The sequence below is a fragment of the Algoriphagus boritolerans DSM 17298 = JCM 18970 genome, from assembly GCF_900108085.1.
GTDB lineage: Bacteria > Bacteroidota > Bacteroidia > Cytophagales > Cyclobacteriaceae > Algoriphagus > Algoriphagus boritolerans.
Genome location: NZ_FNVR01000002.1, coordinates 272,591 through 290,335, shown reverse-complemented (window position 1 = coordinate 290,335; position 17,745 = coordinate 272,591). Strand labels below are relative to the sequence as shown.

Annotated in this window: 13 protein-coding genes; 7 read left to right on the top strand and 6 right to left on the bottom strand. The window is 46.2% G+C overall.

The features are described 5' to 3' along the window. The first annotated feature begins 90 nt into the window (after window positions 1-90). From tilS to C4S61_RS03410, 5 genes are all read left to right on the top strand, one after another. Window positions 91-1,410, top strand: a complete 1,320-nt coding sequence (gene tilS / locus C4S61_RS03430; RefSeq protein ID WP_103923390.1) for a tRNA lysidine(34) synthetase TilS — start codon at window positions 91-93, stop codon at window positions 1,408-1,410. A gap of 3 nt (window positions 1,411-1,413) precedes the next feature. Further along, the gene (locus C4S61_RS03425; RefSeq protein ID WP_103923389.1) at window positions 1,414-1,929 is read left to right on the top strand and encodes a Crp/Fnr family transcriptional regulator; all 516 of its coding nucleotides are present in this window, start codon (window positions 1,414-1,416) and stop codon (window positions 1,927-1,929) included. Between the two features lie 142 nt (window positions 1,930-2,071). After that, entirely contained in the window at window positions 2,072-3,007 is a 936-nt protein-coding gene (gene mdh / locus C4S61_RS03420) for a malate dehydrogenase (RefSeq protein ID WP_103923388.1), read from the top strand. 103 nt (window positions 3,008-3,110) lie between these two features. Continuing rightward, a complete protein-coding gene (locus tag C4S61_RS03415; RefSeq protein ID WP_146064335.1) occupies window positions 3,111-5,813 on the top strand; it encodes a hypothetical protein in 2,703 nt (900 codons plus the stop codon). 63 nt (window positions 5,814-5,876) lie between these two features. Continuing rightward, entirely contained in the window at window positions 5,877-7,535 is a 1,659-nt protein-coding gene (locus tag C4S61_RS03410) for a mechanosensitive ion channel family protein (RefSeq protein ID WP_103923386.1), read from the top strand. 11 nt (window positions 7,536-7,546) lie between these two features. Here C4S61_RS03410 and C4S61_RS03405 read toward each other — a convergent pair whose 3' ends face one another. The 4 genes from C4S61_RS03405 to C4S61_RS03390 are packed head-to-tail and all read right to left on the bottom strand — an operon-like array spanning window position 7,547 to window position 13,833. Then, window positions 7,547-8,719 (bottom strand): DUF4249 domain-containing protein, encoded by a 1,173-nt coding sequence (locus C4S61_RS03405; protein ID WP_103923385.1) that lies wholly within the window; start codon window positions 8,717-8,719, stop codon window positions 7,547-7,549. After that, entirely contained in the window at window positions 8,716-10,392 is a 1,677-nt protein-coding gene (locus C4S61_RS03400) for a hypothetical protein (RefSeq protein WP_103923384.1), read from the bottom strand. The genes C4S61_RS03405 and C4S61_RS03400 overlap by 4 nt, the downstream gene beginning before the upstream one ends. Then, window positions 10,392-13,124 carry a TonB-dependent receptor gene (locus tag C4S61_RS03395; protein WP_103923383.1) on the bottom strand — a complete coding sequence of 911 codons (2,733 nt, stop codon included), beginning with the start codon at window positions 13,122-13,124 and terminating at the stop codon, window positions 10,392-10,394. Before C4S61_RS03395 ends, C4S61_RS03400 begins: the two co-directional genes overlap by 1 nt. A gap of 7 nt (window positions 13,125-13,131) precedes the next feature. Further along, the gene (locus C4S61_RS03390) at window positions 13,132-13,833 is read right to left on the bottom strand and encodes a hypothetical protein (protein WP_103923382.1); all 702 of its coding nucleotides are present in this window, start codon (window positions 13,831-13,833) and stop codon (window positions 13,132-13,134) included. A 104-nt stretch (window positions 13,834-13,937) separates the two neighbouring features. Between C4S61_RS03390 and C4S61_RS03385 the strand changes: the two genes are divergently transcribed. Together C4S61_RS03385 and C4S61_RS03380 are read left to right on the top strand one after the other, a co-directional pair. Next, on the top strand, window positions 13,938-14,849 hold the full coding sequence (locus tag C4S61_RS03385; RefSeq protein ID WP_103923381.1) for a sugar phosphate isomerase/epimerase family protein: 912 nt from the start codon (window positions 13,938-13,940) through the stop codon (window positions 14,847-14,849). Window positions 14,850-15,510: 661 nt separating this feature from the next. Beyond that, complete coding sequence (locus C4S61_RS03380; protein ID WP_103923380.1) at window positions 15,511-15,804, top strand: hypothetical protein; 294 nt, start codon at window positions 15,511-15,513, stop codon at window positions 15,802-15,804. Window positions 15,805-15,922: 118 nt separating this feature from the next. Here C4S61_RS03380 and cysM read toward each other — a convergent pair whose 3' ends face one another. Both cysM and C4S61_RS03370 read right to left on the bottom strand, forming a co-directional pair. Continuing rightward, window positions 15,923-16,801, bottom strand: coding sequence for a cysteine synthase CysM (gene cysM / locus C4S61_RS03375; RefSeq protein WP_103923379.1), 879 nt, complete (start codon window positions 16,799-16,801; stop codon window positions 15,923-15,925). An 83-nt stretch (window positions 16,802-16,884) separates the two neighbouring features. After that, window positions 16,885-17,730, bottom strand: coding sequence for a serine O-acetyltransferase (locus tag C4S61_RS03370; RefSeq protein WP_103923378.1), 846 nt, complete (start codon window positions 17,728-17,730; stop codon window positions 16,885-16,887). Window positions 17,731-17,745: the final 15 nt, after the last annotated feature.

Genomic DNA, 17,745 nt, shown 5'->3' with positions numbered 1-17,745 from the left:
ATCAACGCCACACCTAAAGCTTCGATTTTGATCTTTCTTAACAAGCACGTTCAGTTCTATTTTTGTCAAAGAAAACCCTATTTTTGATCAATGCTCGACATATTCCGATCTCACGTCTCGTCCAAAAATCTGATCGATCCACAATGCACTTACCTACTCGCATGCAGCGGTGGAATGGACAGCATGTGTTTGGGTAATCTTTTGACCCAAGCAGGTATTTCTTTCGAAGTCGCTCATCTTAATTTTCAGCTTCGTGGATCAGAAAGTATTGGGGACGAGGAGTTTGTGAGATCCTGGGCCAAAGACCATGGGCTTACTTTTCACCTCAAGCAAGCAGATACCGAAAGTTATGCATTGGCTAGAGGGATCTCAATTCAGATGGCAGCGCGAGAGATCCGGTATGCATTTTTCGAAGAGATCCGAGCTGCACAAAATCTTCACGGAATCCTACTGGCTCATCATGAAGACGATCAGTTGGAGACGATTTTTCTTAACCTACTTCGTGGCACAGGAATAGAAGGTGTATATGGAATGGCCGACCGGAAAGGCTGGCTGATTCGGCCACTTTTACCATTTAGCAGAACTGATATTCAGTCATTTATGGAATTAAATCAACTGAAATGGCGGGATGACAGCTCCAATAATAAATCAGATTACAAACGAAACAATCTCAGAATCAACGGGCTTCCCGCGATTTACAACTTGGAGAAAGATGCCAGAAAGAATCTTTTGACGAGCTTTCAAAGATTGAAAGATACAGGAAAGGCATTCAGCGGGCTCTTCGAAACTTGGAAAAAAACTGCCATCCGAGAGGAATCGAACTTTCAATTCCTTGCTTATGAATCCATCCAAAATCAACCCGGAGCAGCAACGCTCCTCTACTTTTGGCTTCGACTGTATGGTTTTAATTCGGATCAAACTCAAGTTATTGCTTCAAGTTTGGGCCAACCAAAGTCTGGAGTGGTATTCAAAAGCGCCACCCATCTTCTTCATTTTGATAGAATGGAATTGATTTTGGCACCAATCGTGGAAGATTTCAAGCCCATTTTGATTAGGGAAAGTGACTCAGGGCTCAGTCTACCCGAAGGGCAATTTTCAATTACCCCTCAAAAATGGCCTGCCCAACTGGATAAAAACCCAATGCATGCGCAACTGGACACTGCAAGGCTGGAGTTTCCCCTCCAAATCCGGACTTGGCAGGAGGGGGATAAATTCGTCCCCTTGGGGATGACTTCCTCCAAAAAAATCTCTGATTTTCTGATCGATTCCAAAATCCCTTTAGCTAAGAAAAGAGACGTAAAAGTCTTAGTTTCGGGAAAGGAAATAGTCTGGGTAATCGGCTTGAGAATCGCCGATTGGGCCAAGTGCACTCCGGCAACGCAACGAATGCTTTACATCAAAAAAACCTGATCCATGATAAATCCATTTTCAAAAACCTACGACGAGGAGCAGCTGCTGATGTTTGATTTTTTGCAGGGGATCAAGTTTTTTGAGCGACTGAGACAAAAAGAGCTAGCCCGCTTTATTCCCGCAATGCACCACAGAAAATACCTTCGCGATGAGGTGGTTTTTTTCAGCAAGGATCCAAGCCAGGCGCTTTACCTCATCAAAAAAGGAAAAGTAGACCTGACCATTGATATCAAGGACAATTTTGAAACCATCATGGAAGTAGGTCGTGGGGAAGCTTTTGGTGAAAATTCACTTTTAGAAGAGGCCAAGCGGACTTACACCGCCTTGATCACTTCGGATGAAGCAGAGTTGATCGTGATACCGCACTTTGCGATTCAGGAGATTTTTGACAGCAATCCAAAGATCAAAGCCAAAATGATGACCTCGCTCTCTGAATACTTCAATGCCAACAACCAGCGCCTTTTTCGCTCCTATCGGGAGTCATTCGGATTTTTCAGCCTCAGACAAATGTTTGAATAGCGGTTCATCTGCTCTGATTTTCGTTCATCAAAATTCCTGAACCCATCCTAAAGTATTCGAAGCCAAGCTTCGAATACTTGTTGTTGTTTAATATCTTAGCGGCGCTTTTAAAGCCAGTAATCATAAAAAAATCATCAAAATCATGAGCAAAGTAACCGTAGTAGGTGCAGGCAACGTAGGTGCTACCTGTGCCGATGTTTTAGCATATCGCGAAGTAGCCGAAGAAATTGTTTTAATTGATATCAAGGAAGGTATCGCAGAAGGTAAGGCCCTTGACATCTGGCAGAAAGCCCCGATCAATCAGTACGACAGCAGAACTGTGGGCAGCACCAATGACTACAGCAAAACTGCCAATTCAGACGTGGTCGTGATCACTTCCGGTCTTCCGAGAAAGCCGGGTATGACCCGAGACGATCTGATCGAAACCAATGCCGGCATCGTCAAGTCTGTGACTGAAAATGTGGTGAAATATTCTCCAAATGCGATCATCATTATGGTCTCCAACCCACTCGATGTGATGACCTATCAGGCACATCTGACTTCCGGACTGAGCAGAAATAAAGTGATCGGTATGGCGGGTATCCTGGATACAGCTCGCTACAGAGCATTTCTGGCCGAAGAACTCAATGTATCAGGAAAAGAAATTCAGGCGATTCTGATGGGAGGCCACGGCGACACGATGGTTCCACTTCCTCGATACACTACAGTGGCAGGTATTCCTGTGACGGAATTGGTCGCCAAAGACAAGCTGGACGCCATCATCGAACGCACCAAATTTGGAGGTGGGGAACTGGTCAAGTTGATGGGGACTTCTGCTTGGTATGCTCCGGGAGCTGCTGCCGCACAAATGGTAGAAGCCATCCTGAAAAATCAGCGACGTGTATTCCCGGTATGCATCAAACTGGACGGCGAATATGGCATCGATGACTGCTACTTGGGCGTTCCGGTAATTTTAGGCAAAAACGGTGTTGAAAAAGTACTTGAGCTGGATCTCAATGCGGAAGAAAAAGCATTGCTTGAGACATCCCGAGGTCATGTCAAGGAAGTAATGAATGTATTGGACAACCTTTCCAAGTAATTCAAACAAAAAATAAGCTAAGACCTAAGATTCACCGCTCAAAAACGGGGTTTCTTAGGTCTGTTTTTTGTATTATGTCAATGAAATCAGTCCTGGAAGTATTGTGAAAATCTGGAAAAGCCTTTTGATAATCGCTGTAATTATCCTCGTTTCCTGGGGTGGATTTTGGCTTTATCTAAATTTCCTCTCCGGAAGAAACATCAATAGCCTGGATCTGATCCATCCTGAGGCTGTATTTGTGTTTGAATCAAATCAGGCAGATCAAACATGGAATGAACTGGTAAGCCAACCCCTCTGGGAAGTGATTTCCCAACTTCCGGCTTTTGCCAAAACTGCTGATCAATTGGTCAGTTTGGACAGCCTGACTGGTGCGAATGGGCAGGTTTCCCGGACACTTCGCAATAAGCAAGTTACCATCAGCTACCACGCCACGGGAATTGACAGTTTTGACCTTCTATTCACCGTCAATTTCGGAGCTAATTCACCGCTTGATTTTTTGGAAGAAATAAAAAGCCGGATACCCAAATCCATCCGGATTCAATCCCGAACGTACAGCGACATCGAAGTCTTGGAATTTTTCGATTCCGCAAACTCGCGGAAGTGGTCCGTGTCTGTCTTAGGCAATGTTCTATTGGCCTCTTCCTCCTCTTTTATCATAGAGGAGGCTATCCGACTCTATATCAGCGCAGATCAAAACTCACTCGCTTCGAAACTTTCTTCCAATTTGAAACTGGATGCGGAGCAGGGAAGACTGATCTTTTCAGCCCATGGCCTATCCAAACTTTTGGAGGGAATCAGTAAGGAAAGAGACAATATTACGGTTAAAGAACTTGCGCAAAATGATGCCGTGTTTGCTCTGAACCTGACTTTTGAGGAAGGTCAGCTCATCTTTAAAGGTCCTGCAATTCTCTCAGAAGAATTGGACTTCACTCCGGCGGTGAGGGCGAATTTCCCGGAATTTCAAAAGGTAATCTCCTCCCGAACACAGACCATCACCCAAATCAACATGGATGGGGTCTTTGAAACACAAAAACTGCGAAATACCGCCTTTACCTCCAAATCTACCATCAGTGGAGAAATCCAAAGCAAGCTCACTGACCGTGGCTTTTTGGATAATTTTTCGGGTGAATTCTACTATTTAAAACTGGAAAACCTCGGAAATCAAAATGACAATCAAGTGGTCTTAGCCCGAGTTTTAAATCCTGCCCAGGCCATTGCTTTTCTGAAAGAATACCGAACCAGTACAGACAGTGAGCAATCGGACTTTTACCGGGATTCGGAGATTTTGTATTTCCCGGAAGAAGATTTCCCGGCACATTTATTCAACGGGAAGTTTGCCGGATTTCCGCAGACACACATCAGTTTATTGGGAGAAATCCTCGTGATGTCCAATTCGGCGGCCGGAATGAAGATGATTTTGGATGATTTTGCCATGGGCAACACTTGGGCAAAAGCGCCCGAATCCTTCCCCGGAAACCGGGCAATCAATCCTGCCGCTGGCTATTCCAAAACTTTTCTGATCGACAAGATCTGGGAAAGCTGGGAAAACAAAAGCAATCCCTCCTGGAGTCCATTCCTGCAGATCTATGCTCCGACCTTCCGTGCTTTCCCATTCGTGAGTTTGAGAATAAATCAGATCGGTGGAAAGCCTGAGGCAACGTTGACCATCCCCTATCAATCCTCAGGAGTCAGCGCGGTGAAAGAAACAGCCGGAGTGAGTCTGATTCCAGCTAAAACAATTACGCTTTCTGACAAAATAGTCTTCGGCCCCAAAGCCATTTTGAACTTCAATGACAGAACAGAGGATCTGGTAGTGCAAGACACCAATCATGTGCTTCACTTAATAAATTCCGGAGGCGAGAAGGTTTATTCAGTTCCACTTTCGGGGCCTGTGGTTTCGGATGCTTATCAGATCGATTTTCTGAAAAACGGCAAACTTCAACTGCTGATTGCCACTGCTGAAAATCTCTATGCAATCGACCGCCTCGGCAATCCCCTTCCGGGATTCCCCGTCTCGCTCAACGAACGAATCACACACTTAAATCTGGTAGACTATGACAATACACGGGAATACCGCTATTTCATAGCCACTGAATCCGGAAACCTATGGCTTCTGGACAGAAATGGAAAAAAACTCGAAGGATGGGATCCATTGAAACTGCAAGAACGGGTGATCTTGACTCCTCGACACATCCGGGTTCCCGGAAAAGGGGACTTCATGGTAGCCCAGTCTGCATCCGGTAATGTTCACCTTTTTAATCGTAGAGGAGAAAAACAATCCGGTTCTCCGCTAAGCTTAGGAAAGGATTTCATCACACCTATTAACATTACTTCCGGGGCAAGGGGAAATTCTCTGAAGATTTCGGCAATTTCTCAATCCGGCGAATTGATCCATGCAAGCTTCAATGGCGAAATCACTTACAGGACACAGCTGGTCAAAGAAAATCGAGATGATCGCTTTGAATTAATTGCTGATCAGTCGGGTTATGCTGAGTTAATTCTGTCAAAACAATACGCAAAGACTGTCGTCTCGGACGACCAGGAAAAGGTATTGTTTTCACTCCTTTTATCAGGAGAAAACCTGAAGTTTGGTTATTTTGATTTTGGATCAAACAGAAAGATTCTTGCTGTCTCCGATCCTGAGCAGGGCTTTGGTTACCTGTATGATCTGAAAGGAGATATGCTGACCACCACCCCGCTTGAAAGTGAAGGTCCTATCCAAATCAGCCACCAATCCACCAAGGGGCAATACGTAATCCGAACCGTCAGTGGGAGTCGAATCCTGGAGTACCTGATGCCCGATTGACTTCAATCACTTGGCTTGGCTTTGAGGATAAAGTAACTTGCAGGGGCAAATCAAACGAAATCAATGATGTCTAAGAGGCTCTGCTTAGTTTTTATTTTCTTCATTTCACTTTTCCAACACGCACATCCACAACTTATTACGGACAATGAATTACCCTCGTCCATTGAAGAGGACGTAAACTTAAACTCACCCTATCATACCACACTTACCTTTTTCTACAATCTGGATCGAAATCATTTCTTTCCCGAGCGAGCAGCCAAAACGCTCGATTTAAAAAACACGGAAGGCGATCCTGAAGAACTTGCGATCAAACTTCAGCAGATTTTTGAAGGAAAAGGGATCGTAATACGAACCAGTGAAATCCCAAACGACGCAAACTTTACAGATTCTACCGCAAATGGAGAACAGCGATTCTACTTTGATAAGGTAAAACTTCCAGCAATTTTCTTGGATAAGGTTGGCAACCAATGGAAATTTTCTTCCTTTTCAGTTGCCCAGATTACCGACCTCCATCGCGAGACCTACCCCTATGGCACAGATCGACTTCTCAATATCCTGCCAAAAATAGGCACGAGTGAATATCTCGGTCTCCAACTTTGGCAACTGGCCGGAATTACCTTCCTGATCTTCCTGACATTCTTAGCGCATTTGGTTTTCACTTTTCTGGTGGACAAGGGGCTGATTTACGTCCTGGACCGATTGGGCTATGGCTACATCGGGGAAAATTACCTGCTGCCTGTTGCCAAAATCACCAGCTTCTATCTGATTGTACTTTTGCTTTCCTTCCTGATTCGCATTTTACAGTTACCGGTAGAAATATATGCCTGGATTGTACCGGTCTTTGATACCCTGAAGCCCTTTCTGATCACGGTGATTTTCTACAAAATCGTCGATGTAGTAGCAGCATATTTTGCAAGCCTTGCTGCAAAAACCGAATCCACACTCGATGATCAACTCGTTCCGCTGATCCGCAAGACGCTCAAAGCGCTGGTTATTTTAGTGGGCACTTTATTCGTGCTTCGAGATGGGCTCAATTTCGACATTCTCCCCTTCCTGACTGGAATCTCAATCGGTGGGGTCGCGATTGCATTGGCAGCCCAAGACACGATCAAAAACTTTTTTGGATCCATCATGATCTTCATTGACAAACCCTTTCAAGTGGGGGATTGGGTGACTTCCGGAGAAATAGACGGAACGGTGGAGGAAGTTGGATTTAGATCTACCCGGATCAGGACTTTCCGAAATTCAGTCATGTATGTGCCAAATGGAAAAATAGCAGATGCAGTCGTAGACAATCATGGCTTGCGTCAATACCGTCGTTTTTTCACCACGCTGACCATCACCTATGACACACCACCGGAATTGATCGAGGAGTTTGTCAAAGGGCTTCAGGAAATTGTATTAGCGCATCCAAAAACGAGAAAAGACTATTTCAACATTTTCTTCAACAACCTTTCCGCCTACAGCCAGGACATCATGTTCTATATTTTCTTTGAAGTCCCCACATGGCCGGAAGAACTCAAATCAAGACACGAAATTCTGATTCAAATCGTCAAGTTGGCAAATACCCTGGGTGTCCGCTTCGCATTTCCCACACAAACGCTGCACATGGAGTCCTTTCCGGAAAAAAACGGTCTCACTCCAGCTTATCCCGGCGAAGCAGAATACAAGACTCGGCTGAGTAATTTCCTTAATTCAGAACTCCGTAAGAAAAACTCCTAAGCGCACTACACTCAATCCTGTTCCCAAAAATCCGGAACAATCGGAGAAGCATAAAGTGTGCAATCTGCACATCTTTTAGTGGTAGGATAATACCCCACTATGGAAGTTCCTTCCATTAACTCCCGAGCCGGAACAATAAATCCACTACCAAAAATCGACTCATAATCGGACATCCTGACTGCTTCTTCCTCAATGACACAATCGTTGAATTCGGGATCGCTGTACCCCCAAGGGGAAACGTCTGTAAGATTGATATAAATCCTTCGCTGCTTGGTCACCCCCATGCTCACCTGACCTAAGACACCAATACCGGAATCATCCACAGCTCTGATATTCCCAGAAATCTGTGAAGGTAAAGGACTGAAAATGGAACCTATATCCTCTGTATTTCGCTTCAAAGTTTCCCAAAATTGAACCGCCGCCGGGTCCAGTGCTTTCTGGGAAATCAGAATACTATATCGCTCCTGAATCCGCTCATCCCCTGTGGGTATTTCGGTGATCGTCTGTCTGAATACCACCTGATTCTGAAATCTCGAACTTGTTTCCAGTAAAATATCAGGATTTTGCTCGCTTTTGAAACAACGCGCAATCTGCTCAGATGCTGTCCTGGTTCTCACATCTTTGATCGAAGCATCATAGATGTAGGTTGTTCTGATTCGGGGACGATAAATCCAAGTTTCCTCAAATGTCCATAAGAAATCATCGGCTATCTCATTGCCTTGGGTATTGACAAAAACCTCCACGCCATCTTCATCCCGGACAAAACCTGCGTCAAGGATTTCCGGAGTCCTGATCGGTCTCATTGGAGTAGATTCAAAACGTTCTCCATCATGAAGTTGAATTTCGAGGGTATAGTTGGCGTCTTCCTGAAGATTCTGAGAAATAAGATAGATTCCGGGTTCAGTTTCTGCAAGTGAATAGGCAGCGCCATTTTCAGAAATTAAGGTAACAAGCGCACCGATCTCCGGACTTGAACTTGTAGCCGAATTGATGGGAACGGTCCGGCTTATTCTTAGTTGACTCTCCAAACCTTCCGTATCAATATAGCCCTCAACTACCAGCACTGAGGTGGCGGACTGCGGATTTTCCGGCTCAAAAGGTTCTCTGCACGCAAACATAACCATGACGCAGGCAGTCAATACGGCAAATCGTAAAAGTGTTGTTTTTAGTCTTGTGCCCTTCATGGTGTAATGTCGAATTTTCGCTTTGAAACCTGAAATTTTCCTGAGTCATCCAAAAATCTAACCCACAGCATATACGTCCCGCTCATACTTGAAGCTTGAATAGTTTCGGTCTCAGAATTTCCCCAAAACAACACAGTCCGATAATCAGGAAATTTACCAAGTACCATTGGCTTGCTAAATTGAGCTTTGTCAAGTTCTATTTTTGGCTGGAGACCGAAGTAGTCAAAAAACCGGGCTGATGGAGCCAAAGGATAAAGACCGAAATTATTTTCGTAACTGGTAAAACTCAGTACCCCGGGATATGTCCTATCGTTGAGGTAAAATTCCCGATTGAGCACCTCAAGTTTGGAAAGGAATTTAGGATTGAAGCCGGAAAGCAGATCCGAATCAAACACGGGCATCGCATCGATCAGAATCAGTGGGTTGGTTTCAAAAACAGACTTGACCGCTTCATTGACCAGTCTAAAGACTTTCTTTTTGTTCTGAGTCCGGACAAATACACTGGGAATATATTCCCGAACTACAGTCTCCACCGTTTCAAACCGGGTATAATCATCCAATAGAAAGGTGTGATCCGCTACAAATCCCGTGACTACTTCCAACGAATCCTGCTCATAGTTTTCGAGGTAATACGCCTCAATGGCTGAGGCCTTTTGCAGGAGATTCAGAAACTCAAGATCGGTCGGTTCGATGGATAAGGTTGGGAATTGAAAGCTTGGGGAAAATTTGGTGTTGATGACCGGTGACACGATTTCGAGGCCTTCCATTTCGGCACCGTCTTCCAGCTGAATGATCAATCGATCCCAATGTGAAAGTCCTCCAGCGTCAAAGAGTATTTGTCCTTTTTCATCCGCCCGATCCGTGAATAGCGCACTTTGGGAACCATGCAGTGAAAGGAAATAGGTCAAAGTGGTATCCGCATTGGGTACTTTGGATTCGACTATATGACCAAAAAGCTCCGGCAAAAGTGACTTTTGAGCCAGCGAAGCATAAACCTCCGAAGACTTGTACTGCTGCTGTTCATCAGGCAAATAAGGATTGAAAATCGAGATTCCCGAAGCTACAAGCTGCTTTTCCTGCTCAAAAGCCAAGGCAAAAGTTTCACCTGCTTTGGGCTTAGGTTTGCTGAGTTTTCCAAAATCAGCGGTGGTAGAAATCTCTCCAGCCCGAGAAGTTGAAGCACCTTCGACTAGTTTTGGGGGAATTTTGGGATTGATCACTGTCACAAACTGCTGGGCGATGCCCAAATCCAGATCCAAATAGGGGCTGATTCGGGTATAGATCCGAAGTAGATAGTGATCGGAGGGTATGGCATCAGACAGTAAAAGGTAATTCAAAGCCATTCCGCTTTCCAATGGCACTTTAGTGTAAGCTACGGAGTTGGAATACCGATCAACTAATTCAGCGTAAAGGACTTTTGAAGGACTGGAATTGGTGCCGGATTTTACCTCCGCCTCAAACCAGATCTTCTCGCCTGCCAGATATAGTGTCTTTGGGATGCTAAATTGGACCGATTCCTTTGGTAAATCCGACTGACGCGCATGGAGTTGTGCTGTCGGGAAATAGGGAAGCAGGAAAAATGATAAAATCGAAAAAAAGCTCATCCCCATTCGTCTTAGCGGATAGCTATCCAAGCTTTGCTTCAGCTGTCTGATATGTTGAAACGTATCCATCAGAATCTGAAATTATAAGTGATAAACGGGATAGGCTCTGCGAAGATCGACAGCTTATAGCCCTGCAATTTTCCCCCCTCGGGAATATAGTACACCGAATAGGGATTATCCCTGCCAAGGATATTGTAGACACCAAATGACCAGGATGCATGAGCGAGCTTTTTGACTTTATGATTACCCTCCAGATTGACCGAAAAATCCAACCGGAAATAGTCCGGAATCCGCACGGAGTTCCGATCTCCAAAGTAGACTCGCTCCGAACCTCCATATTCAAATTTGGCTACAGGCAAGGTTACCGGACGACCGGTACTGTATTTTCCCGCCAGGGTCGTATTCAGTCTCCTACTCAGTTCATAATTCAGGACGATGTTGGCATTATGGGGCTGATCAAAATTACTTGGATACCACTCTGAGCGATTGATTTGCTCTTTGCCTTCGCTTGGATCAGTCTGCAGCAGGGAGCGGCTATAGGTGTAGGCGATCGAGCCGTTCAATTTTCCGGTGGATTTTAAGAGAAAAAGCTCCAATCCATAGGCTCTTCCCTTGGTCACGAGGACATCCTGCTCGATACGGTCATTTAGGACAATGGATGCCCCGGATCGGTAGTCCAGTAAGTTTTGCATCGATCGGTAATAAACCTCAGCCGAAAACTCAATCGTATTGTTTTTTAGGTTTTGAAAATAGCCCAAAGCATATTGTATTCCCCGCTGCGGAGCGATAAATGCATCACTCAGCTTCCAGGTATCGGTCGGGGTGATGACCGAAGAATTGCTCAGCAAATGGATGTTCTGACGCATGGTATTCACTCCGGCTTTGATCGAAGACCAATTGGTCAGCGCATAGCGACCCGAGAGTCGAAACTCCGGACCATGGTACGTCTTGACCAGTTCGCCGGAATTGAAATTTTGCTCACCGGTAATATTTTGAGGCAAATTAGGCTCACCACTCGCATAGACCGGCAAGGTCTGAGGTCCAAAGTATCCGTAAAGATTATAGCGTAATCCTCCCGATACAGTCAATTGATCATTGACCTCAAACTCATCTCCGAAAAAGAGGGAGGTTTCAAGCGCCCTTTCGGAAGCCACTTTGTCAGGTATCACAATACTTTCCGCTCCAAAAGGAGCAATCTCCCCGGGATTCAAATCATACCAAATGGAATGAACTCCGTAGGAGAAAATGTGCTTGTCCCCTTTTTCCTGACGGAATTGCGCTTTGATAAATCGCTGTCGGATATCAAAGTTGTAGCGGTAAGAATTCAGCGGATTATCCTCTCCCTGCACCTGAAAATCGTAGGCATCCTGCCCCACAGAAAATGTAGCTTCCACCTGATCATTGAAATAATGCGTCCAGGACAGCGCATAATTCTGATTGGAGTAGCTGTAAACGGTGTCCGGATCAAACTGAAACTCATCCTGGCTGTAGTATCCTGTCAGTCTGAGGATGTTCTTTTCGTTTAGCTGATGTTCAATCGTCCCATTGAAATCAGCAAAAAATGCCCGGCTGGCTCCCAAGTCCGCACGGTCCTCCAGGTAGTCTAAAAGCCAATCCGAATACGTCATCCTACCCCCGACGATGAAGGTGGTCTTTTCTCCAAGCGGCCCATCGAGACTTAGCCGACTCGTCAATGGCCCGATTCCCCCGGAACCACCTATTTTATCTGTCCTTCCCAATTTCGGCGTGACCTGCAGCACGGAGGATAATCTTCCACCCAAACTGGCTGGAATGCCGGCCTTGTATAACTCCACTCCCTGCACCATATCTGAATTCACAGAAGAGAAAAACCCAAACAAATGAGAAGGATTAAAGAGCGTATTTTGATCGTAAAGAATCAGGTTTTGATCGGCTGCTCCTCCCCGTACATTGAACCCAACACTCGCTTCCCCGGCCGTATTGACCCCCGGCATGGTCAGAATTCCTTTCAAAATGTCCACTTCGCCCATCACTGCCGGCAGTTTGCGTAGTTGCTGCACAGTCAGTGACTGTACTCCCATTTCAGGTCGGGACACATTGGTCAGCGCTCCGGATCTCACCACCACCTCACTGAGCGAAAAGACTCCCTCCCCGATACTCATATTCAGCTCCCCGTCTCCCTGAAGGTCAATCAATCGCTGCTCCGTATAGCCCCCGATATTTTGAACCAAAATGGTCTGATTTCCCTTCGGGATACTCAATTCAAATCGGCCTTCTTTGTCGGTAATAGTCTGAGCTTGACTGAGTTTTTCGTAAACTATCGCCCCCTGGATTGGCTCTCCTTTCTCGAGGCTGATCACCTGACCCCGAATCTTGGCAGTAGTACCCGCCCCACTGGGCACACCGATGACATAGCGTCTGTTTCGTACAAATTCATCCTCATTTCCCAGAGACGCAGTAGATTGATTGCCGGTGGATTGGGAGAAAAATGAATCAGGAAAATCAACGGTCAGTTTTTGACCCTTACTGATGTACACTTCATTGGTTTTGGAAATGGAAAATTTCAAATCGGTATTGAGAAAAATCGAACCCAACACATCTTCCAGTCGATCATTTGTTGCCTGTAGATTGACCGAAATTCCCTCCACATCCGACTCCTTGAAATAAAACCGAAAGGAGGTCTCCTTTTCAGTCAACTCCATAAACCGCACCAAGGATACTCCGGGGAAAAATCCCGTGATCCGGTCGCTCGTCTGCTGCGCAAAAACTACGGATGAAAAAAGGAAAAGCAGAAGAAATAAACACTTGGTAAAAAGCTTCATAGGCAATTTATTTCTCCACGGATTTGGTGACCAGAAATTGAAGGAATCGCTCCGGATTTTGTCTGAAATTCACCCCCGCTGCCCGAAGTTGCTTTTTGGTTTCTTTCGGATTCAAGCCAAGGATGGCAATGGCCTGATTTGCTTTGCTGACGGGATAGAATGTCTCATTTTTCCACAGAAAAAAAGCTACCTTCTCTAAAAAGACCGCATCGTATTGTGACATTTCGCGCAGGGATTTGGTGGATTTATACCGCTTGGCAAGTGCCGTAAATTCCCCGGAACCCAATACTTCATAGATGCCGTTTTGATTGTGGATAAAATCGGAATTTCCGGGTATAAATCGAAAGCTTGATCCATTGGACAGCACAAACCCATCGATCTTCTCGGGCTTGATCAGGATCTTTTGATTGAAAATGGGATGAAAAGTAACCACCTGATCCAGGTAGCTGTCATACAACAGGGGCACCTCCGGGTACACGATTCCGTTGATGGTGAGGGTGCCGTTTTCAAACTGCCTGGAACCAAAATAAGGATTGCCTTGGATGAGACGGGAGGCTTCCGCATATTGCCCACCGGTGATCAATTCCTGAAAATAGGGCAACTGGGCTTGGTACTCTGGAAGGTAAGCTAAATTATCTCCTGCCACCTGTGAATATCCATTGCTCACAAAACTGCATGCGGTGAATAGAAAAAATATTATTTTTTGCATGCCGTAAATTACGATTGAAAACGGTATCCGTTTAGATTTATCCAAAATATCTATGAATGGCATCCTGTTCTTATGAAAGGAAACTTTAACTCATTTCAACACCCATGACTACCCGAAGAAACCTATTAAAAACGTTAGCCCTTGCACCGCTGGCCGCCACCACTGCCCCGGTTTTTGGACAAACTCCTCAGAAAAAAGAAAGCTCCTTTAAGTTTTCCCTGAATACCAGTACGATTCGGGGACAAAAGCTCAGCCTTCCTCAGATCATTGAGCTCTGTGCCAAAACGGGCTACGACGGATTCGAGCCCTGGATGATGGAGATTCAGGCCTATTTGGAAACAGGAAAGTCCGTGGCTTCGCTTAAGAAGCTGGCATCTGATGCCGGAGTGGAGTTTTTTGACTGCATTGGTTTTCCGACATGGATGGCGCAGGATGAGGCCAAAAGCAAGACAGGCTTTGCCCAGATGGAGACCGAAATGGGCATCTTGGCGGACTTGGGCTGCCCACGGGTAGCGGCACCAGCCATTGGGACGGAGGCACCGATTGATCTGCTCCAAGCAGGGGAGAAATACAAAAGACTGCTGGACCTGGGCCGCAAGACCGGTGTGATGCCCCAACTGGAGTTTTGGGGAGCCTTCCCATCCTTCTACCACTTGGGGCAAGCCATGGCAGTAGCTGCGGCGGCGAATGACCAAGACGCCAAGATCCTGGCCGACGTCTATCACCTCTTCCGGGGAGGATCAGGCTTCGAGGGAATGAAGATGCTCGATGGCCATGCGATTGATATCTTTCACATGAATGATTTCCCAACCGAAATCCCGAGAACTGAGCAGCAGGACAAGGACCGGGTATTCCCGGGAGACGGTGGTGCGCCCATGCAGGAACTAGCCGATACCTTAAAATCAAAGGGCAAACCCATCATCCTCTCCCTCGAACTCTTCAATCCAACTTACTATACGATGGATGCGGAGTATGTGGTGAAGACCGGCTTGGAGAAAATGAAAAGGTTTTTTTGATTTTGGTAAGAAAAATTATGAGGGCTTTAAAAAAAGTCCCCTTCTCGGCGTAGTCTAATGTCTTTCGGAGTTGAGGTTCCGTGGACGCTGGGTGTAATTTGTAATTACACCCTAATATCTTTTGGAATTTGTAATTCCCTTTCTCACAAGTTCAACCCCTCACGGGGTTGCCCATTACCAACTTAATTTCCTTTTTCCCTAGGTTGCACCTAGGGCTATTCAGAGGTTCGACCACTCCGTGGTCATTGGTTTCGATTCATGACCATTTAGACCTATTGATGGTTCAAATTCCCGACCCCTGACAAGGGGTCAAACCTCTCAATAGCCGCGGGTGAAACCCGTGGACAAGGCGATTCCCACATGATCTCCCACGACCCCGAAGGGTGTCGAACCTATTTTTTCGGAATCCCGTACAGTTGTCGGGAGTAATTCCATTTTCCTATAAGTTCAACCCTTTCAGGGTTGTCGTCCTCGTTATCGTTTACATTTTTCCCTAGGTTTCACCTAGGGCTATTGAGAAGTTCGATCCTTTCAGGATCGTCATTTTTTTCTCCAATCTTTTCTGATTCCAAATTTCAATTATTTCCAAATCGCCAGAATCACGACCCCTGACAAGGGGTCAAACCTCTCAATAGCCGCGGGTGAAACCCGTGGAAAACGAATGAGCGTGACCATCCCCACGACCCCGAAGGGTGTCGAACCTATCTCCGGATTTAAGATCGTCCCTGCCTACGGAATTTTTCTCCCAACTGCCAATGGAAGGATTGGGCTAAAGCCCGGAAATGTCCTGCCTGATTTTTATCCCTCCGCTAAAGCGGGGGGCAATTCATGGGTTCGAATTCAATCCTTTGAATTGGAATGGTGCCTTCGCCCGGTATTTTTTCTGTCAACTGCCAATGGAAGAATTGGGCTAAAGCCCGGAAATGTCTTGCCTGATTTTTATCCCTCCCGCTAAAGCGGGGGGCAATTCATGGGTTCGAATTCAATCCTATGAATTGGAATGGTGCTTTAGCCCATTCCTGAAAAAGTGAATGATTATTAAGGGGGCTTTAGCCCAAGCCATTTTAACCAGATTATCCGAACAAATCTGAACTCAAATACCGATCTCCCCGGTCACAGGTGATGCAGACGATCAGCCCATCTTCCAGTTCTTTGGAAAGCTCTATTGCGGCATGAAGCGCCCCACCACTGCTCATTCCGGCCAGGATTCCTTCCTCTTTGGCCATGCGGCGGGTCATCTCGGTAGCCTGCTGCTGACTCACATCAATGACGCGATCTACTCTTTCCTTTTCAAAAATAGCGGGCAAAAACTCCGGAGACCATCTTCGGATCCCCGGAATACTCGAACCATCCGTAGGTTGGGTTCCGACAATTTGGATGGCTGGATTTTTCTCTTTCAAATACCTCGACACACCCATGATGGTCCCTGTGGTCCCCATAGCGGAGACAAAATGGGTGACTTTCCCGGCGGTATCCTTCCAGATTTCCGGACCTGTCGTCTTATAATGTGCCAAATAATTGTCCGGATTGCCAAACTGATTGAGCATAAAGTAGCCTTCCTCATCCCGCATCTTTTCTGCCAAAACCCGGGAATATTCGATGGTTTGCGCAGCGGGTGTGAGAATTACTTTCGCTCCGTAAGCCTCCATAGAAAGTACGCGTTCTTTGGTGGAATTGTCAGGCATGATCAGAGTCATGTCCAGTCCAAGGACCTTGGCCACCATCGCCAGAGCGATTCCGGTATTGCCGCTGGTCGCTTCGACCAGCTTGTCTCCGGTCTTGATATCACCCCGATCCAAAGCCGAGCGGATCATTTGGTAAGCTGCCCGATCTTTGACACTGCCACCCGGATTTTGCCCTTCCATTTTGCAAAAAATCCGGACATTAGGATTGGTCGGGATCGCTCCCAATTCTACCAAGGGGGTATTGCCGATCAGTTCAAAGAGTTTCATGATTTTGTATTTGAGGGGTTTTTGACACTTTCTTTACAGGAGGAAGTGCACGATGGGTAAGCCTCATCCGGTGGGGAGAATCCTTATTGGCTCAGGTCGATATCATTTTTGAATACGTAGACTTCCGTCACGGTGCCTTCCTCGTGGTGCATTTGGGTTTGGTAATAAACCTTGGAACCCGGAAGAACCGATTTGGTCAGCCAGACATTTCCACCGATGACGCTGTTTTTACCAATGACAGTTTTTCCGCCAAGAATCGTCGCACCCGCATAGATGATGACATTATCTTCGATGGTGGGATGACGCTTGGTGTCTGCATCGGCTTTGTCCACGCTGAGTGCGCCCAGGGTGACTCCCTGGTAGATTTTGACCTGATTTCCTATCACCGTGGTTTCGCCGATCACGACTCCCGTGCCGTGGTCTATGCAGAAAAACTGTCCTATTTGTGCACCGGGGTGGATGTCGATGCCAGTGCGGCTATGGGCAAATTCGGTGATCATCCGAGGAATCAACTTTATCCCCAATTGCAGCAAAAGATGCGCGATCCGATAGGCCGCAATCGCATAAAATCCCGGATAACTTCGGAGGATCTCTGTACGGGACTTGGCGGCCGGATCTCCTGCAAACATGGCATCCACATCCTGATTGATCCAGTCGAAGACTTGCTCAAGATCGTTGAAGAAACGCTTGGCCAGTTTTTCACCATCGCCGGAATGCAGGTGGATATTGCGGGTCAGTATGCTCGCTAGCTGGGCTTGAAGGTTTTCCAATCTGGATTTGACCTCTTCTTCTTCGCGGATATTCTGGACAGAGTATTCCGGGAAAAGTAATCCCAACAAGTCCTCAAAATAGGTTTGGATTAGCTTAGGCGAAGGGCAGTCGGAGCACTCTTGATGCGCCAGGTGAATTTTTCTGATGAAAGAATCCATGTAGGTTTGAAGATG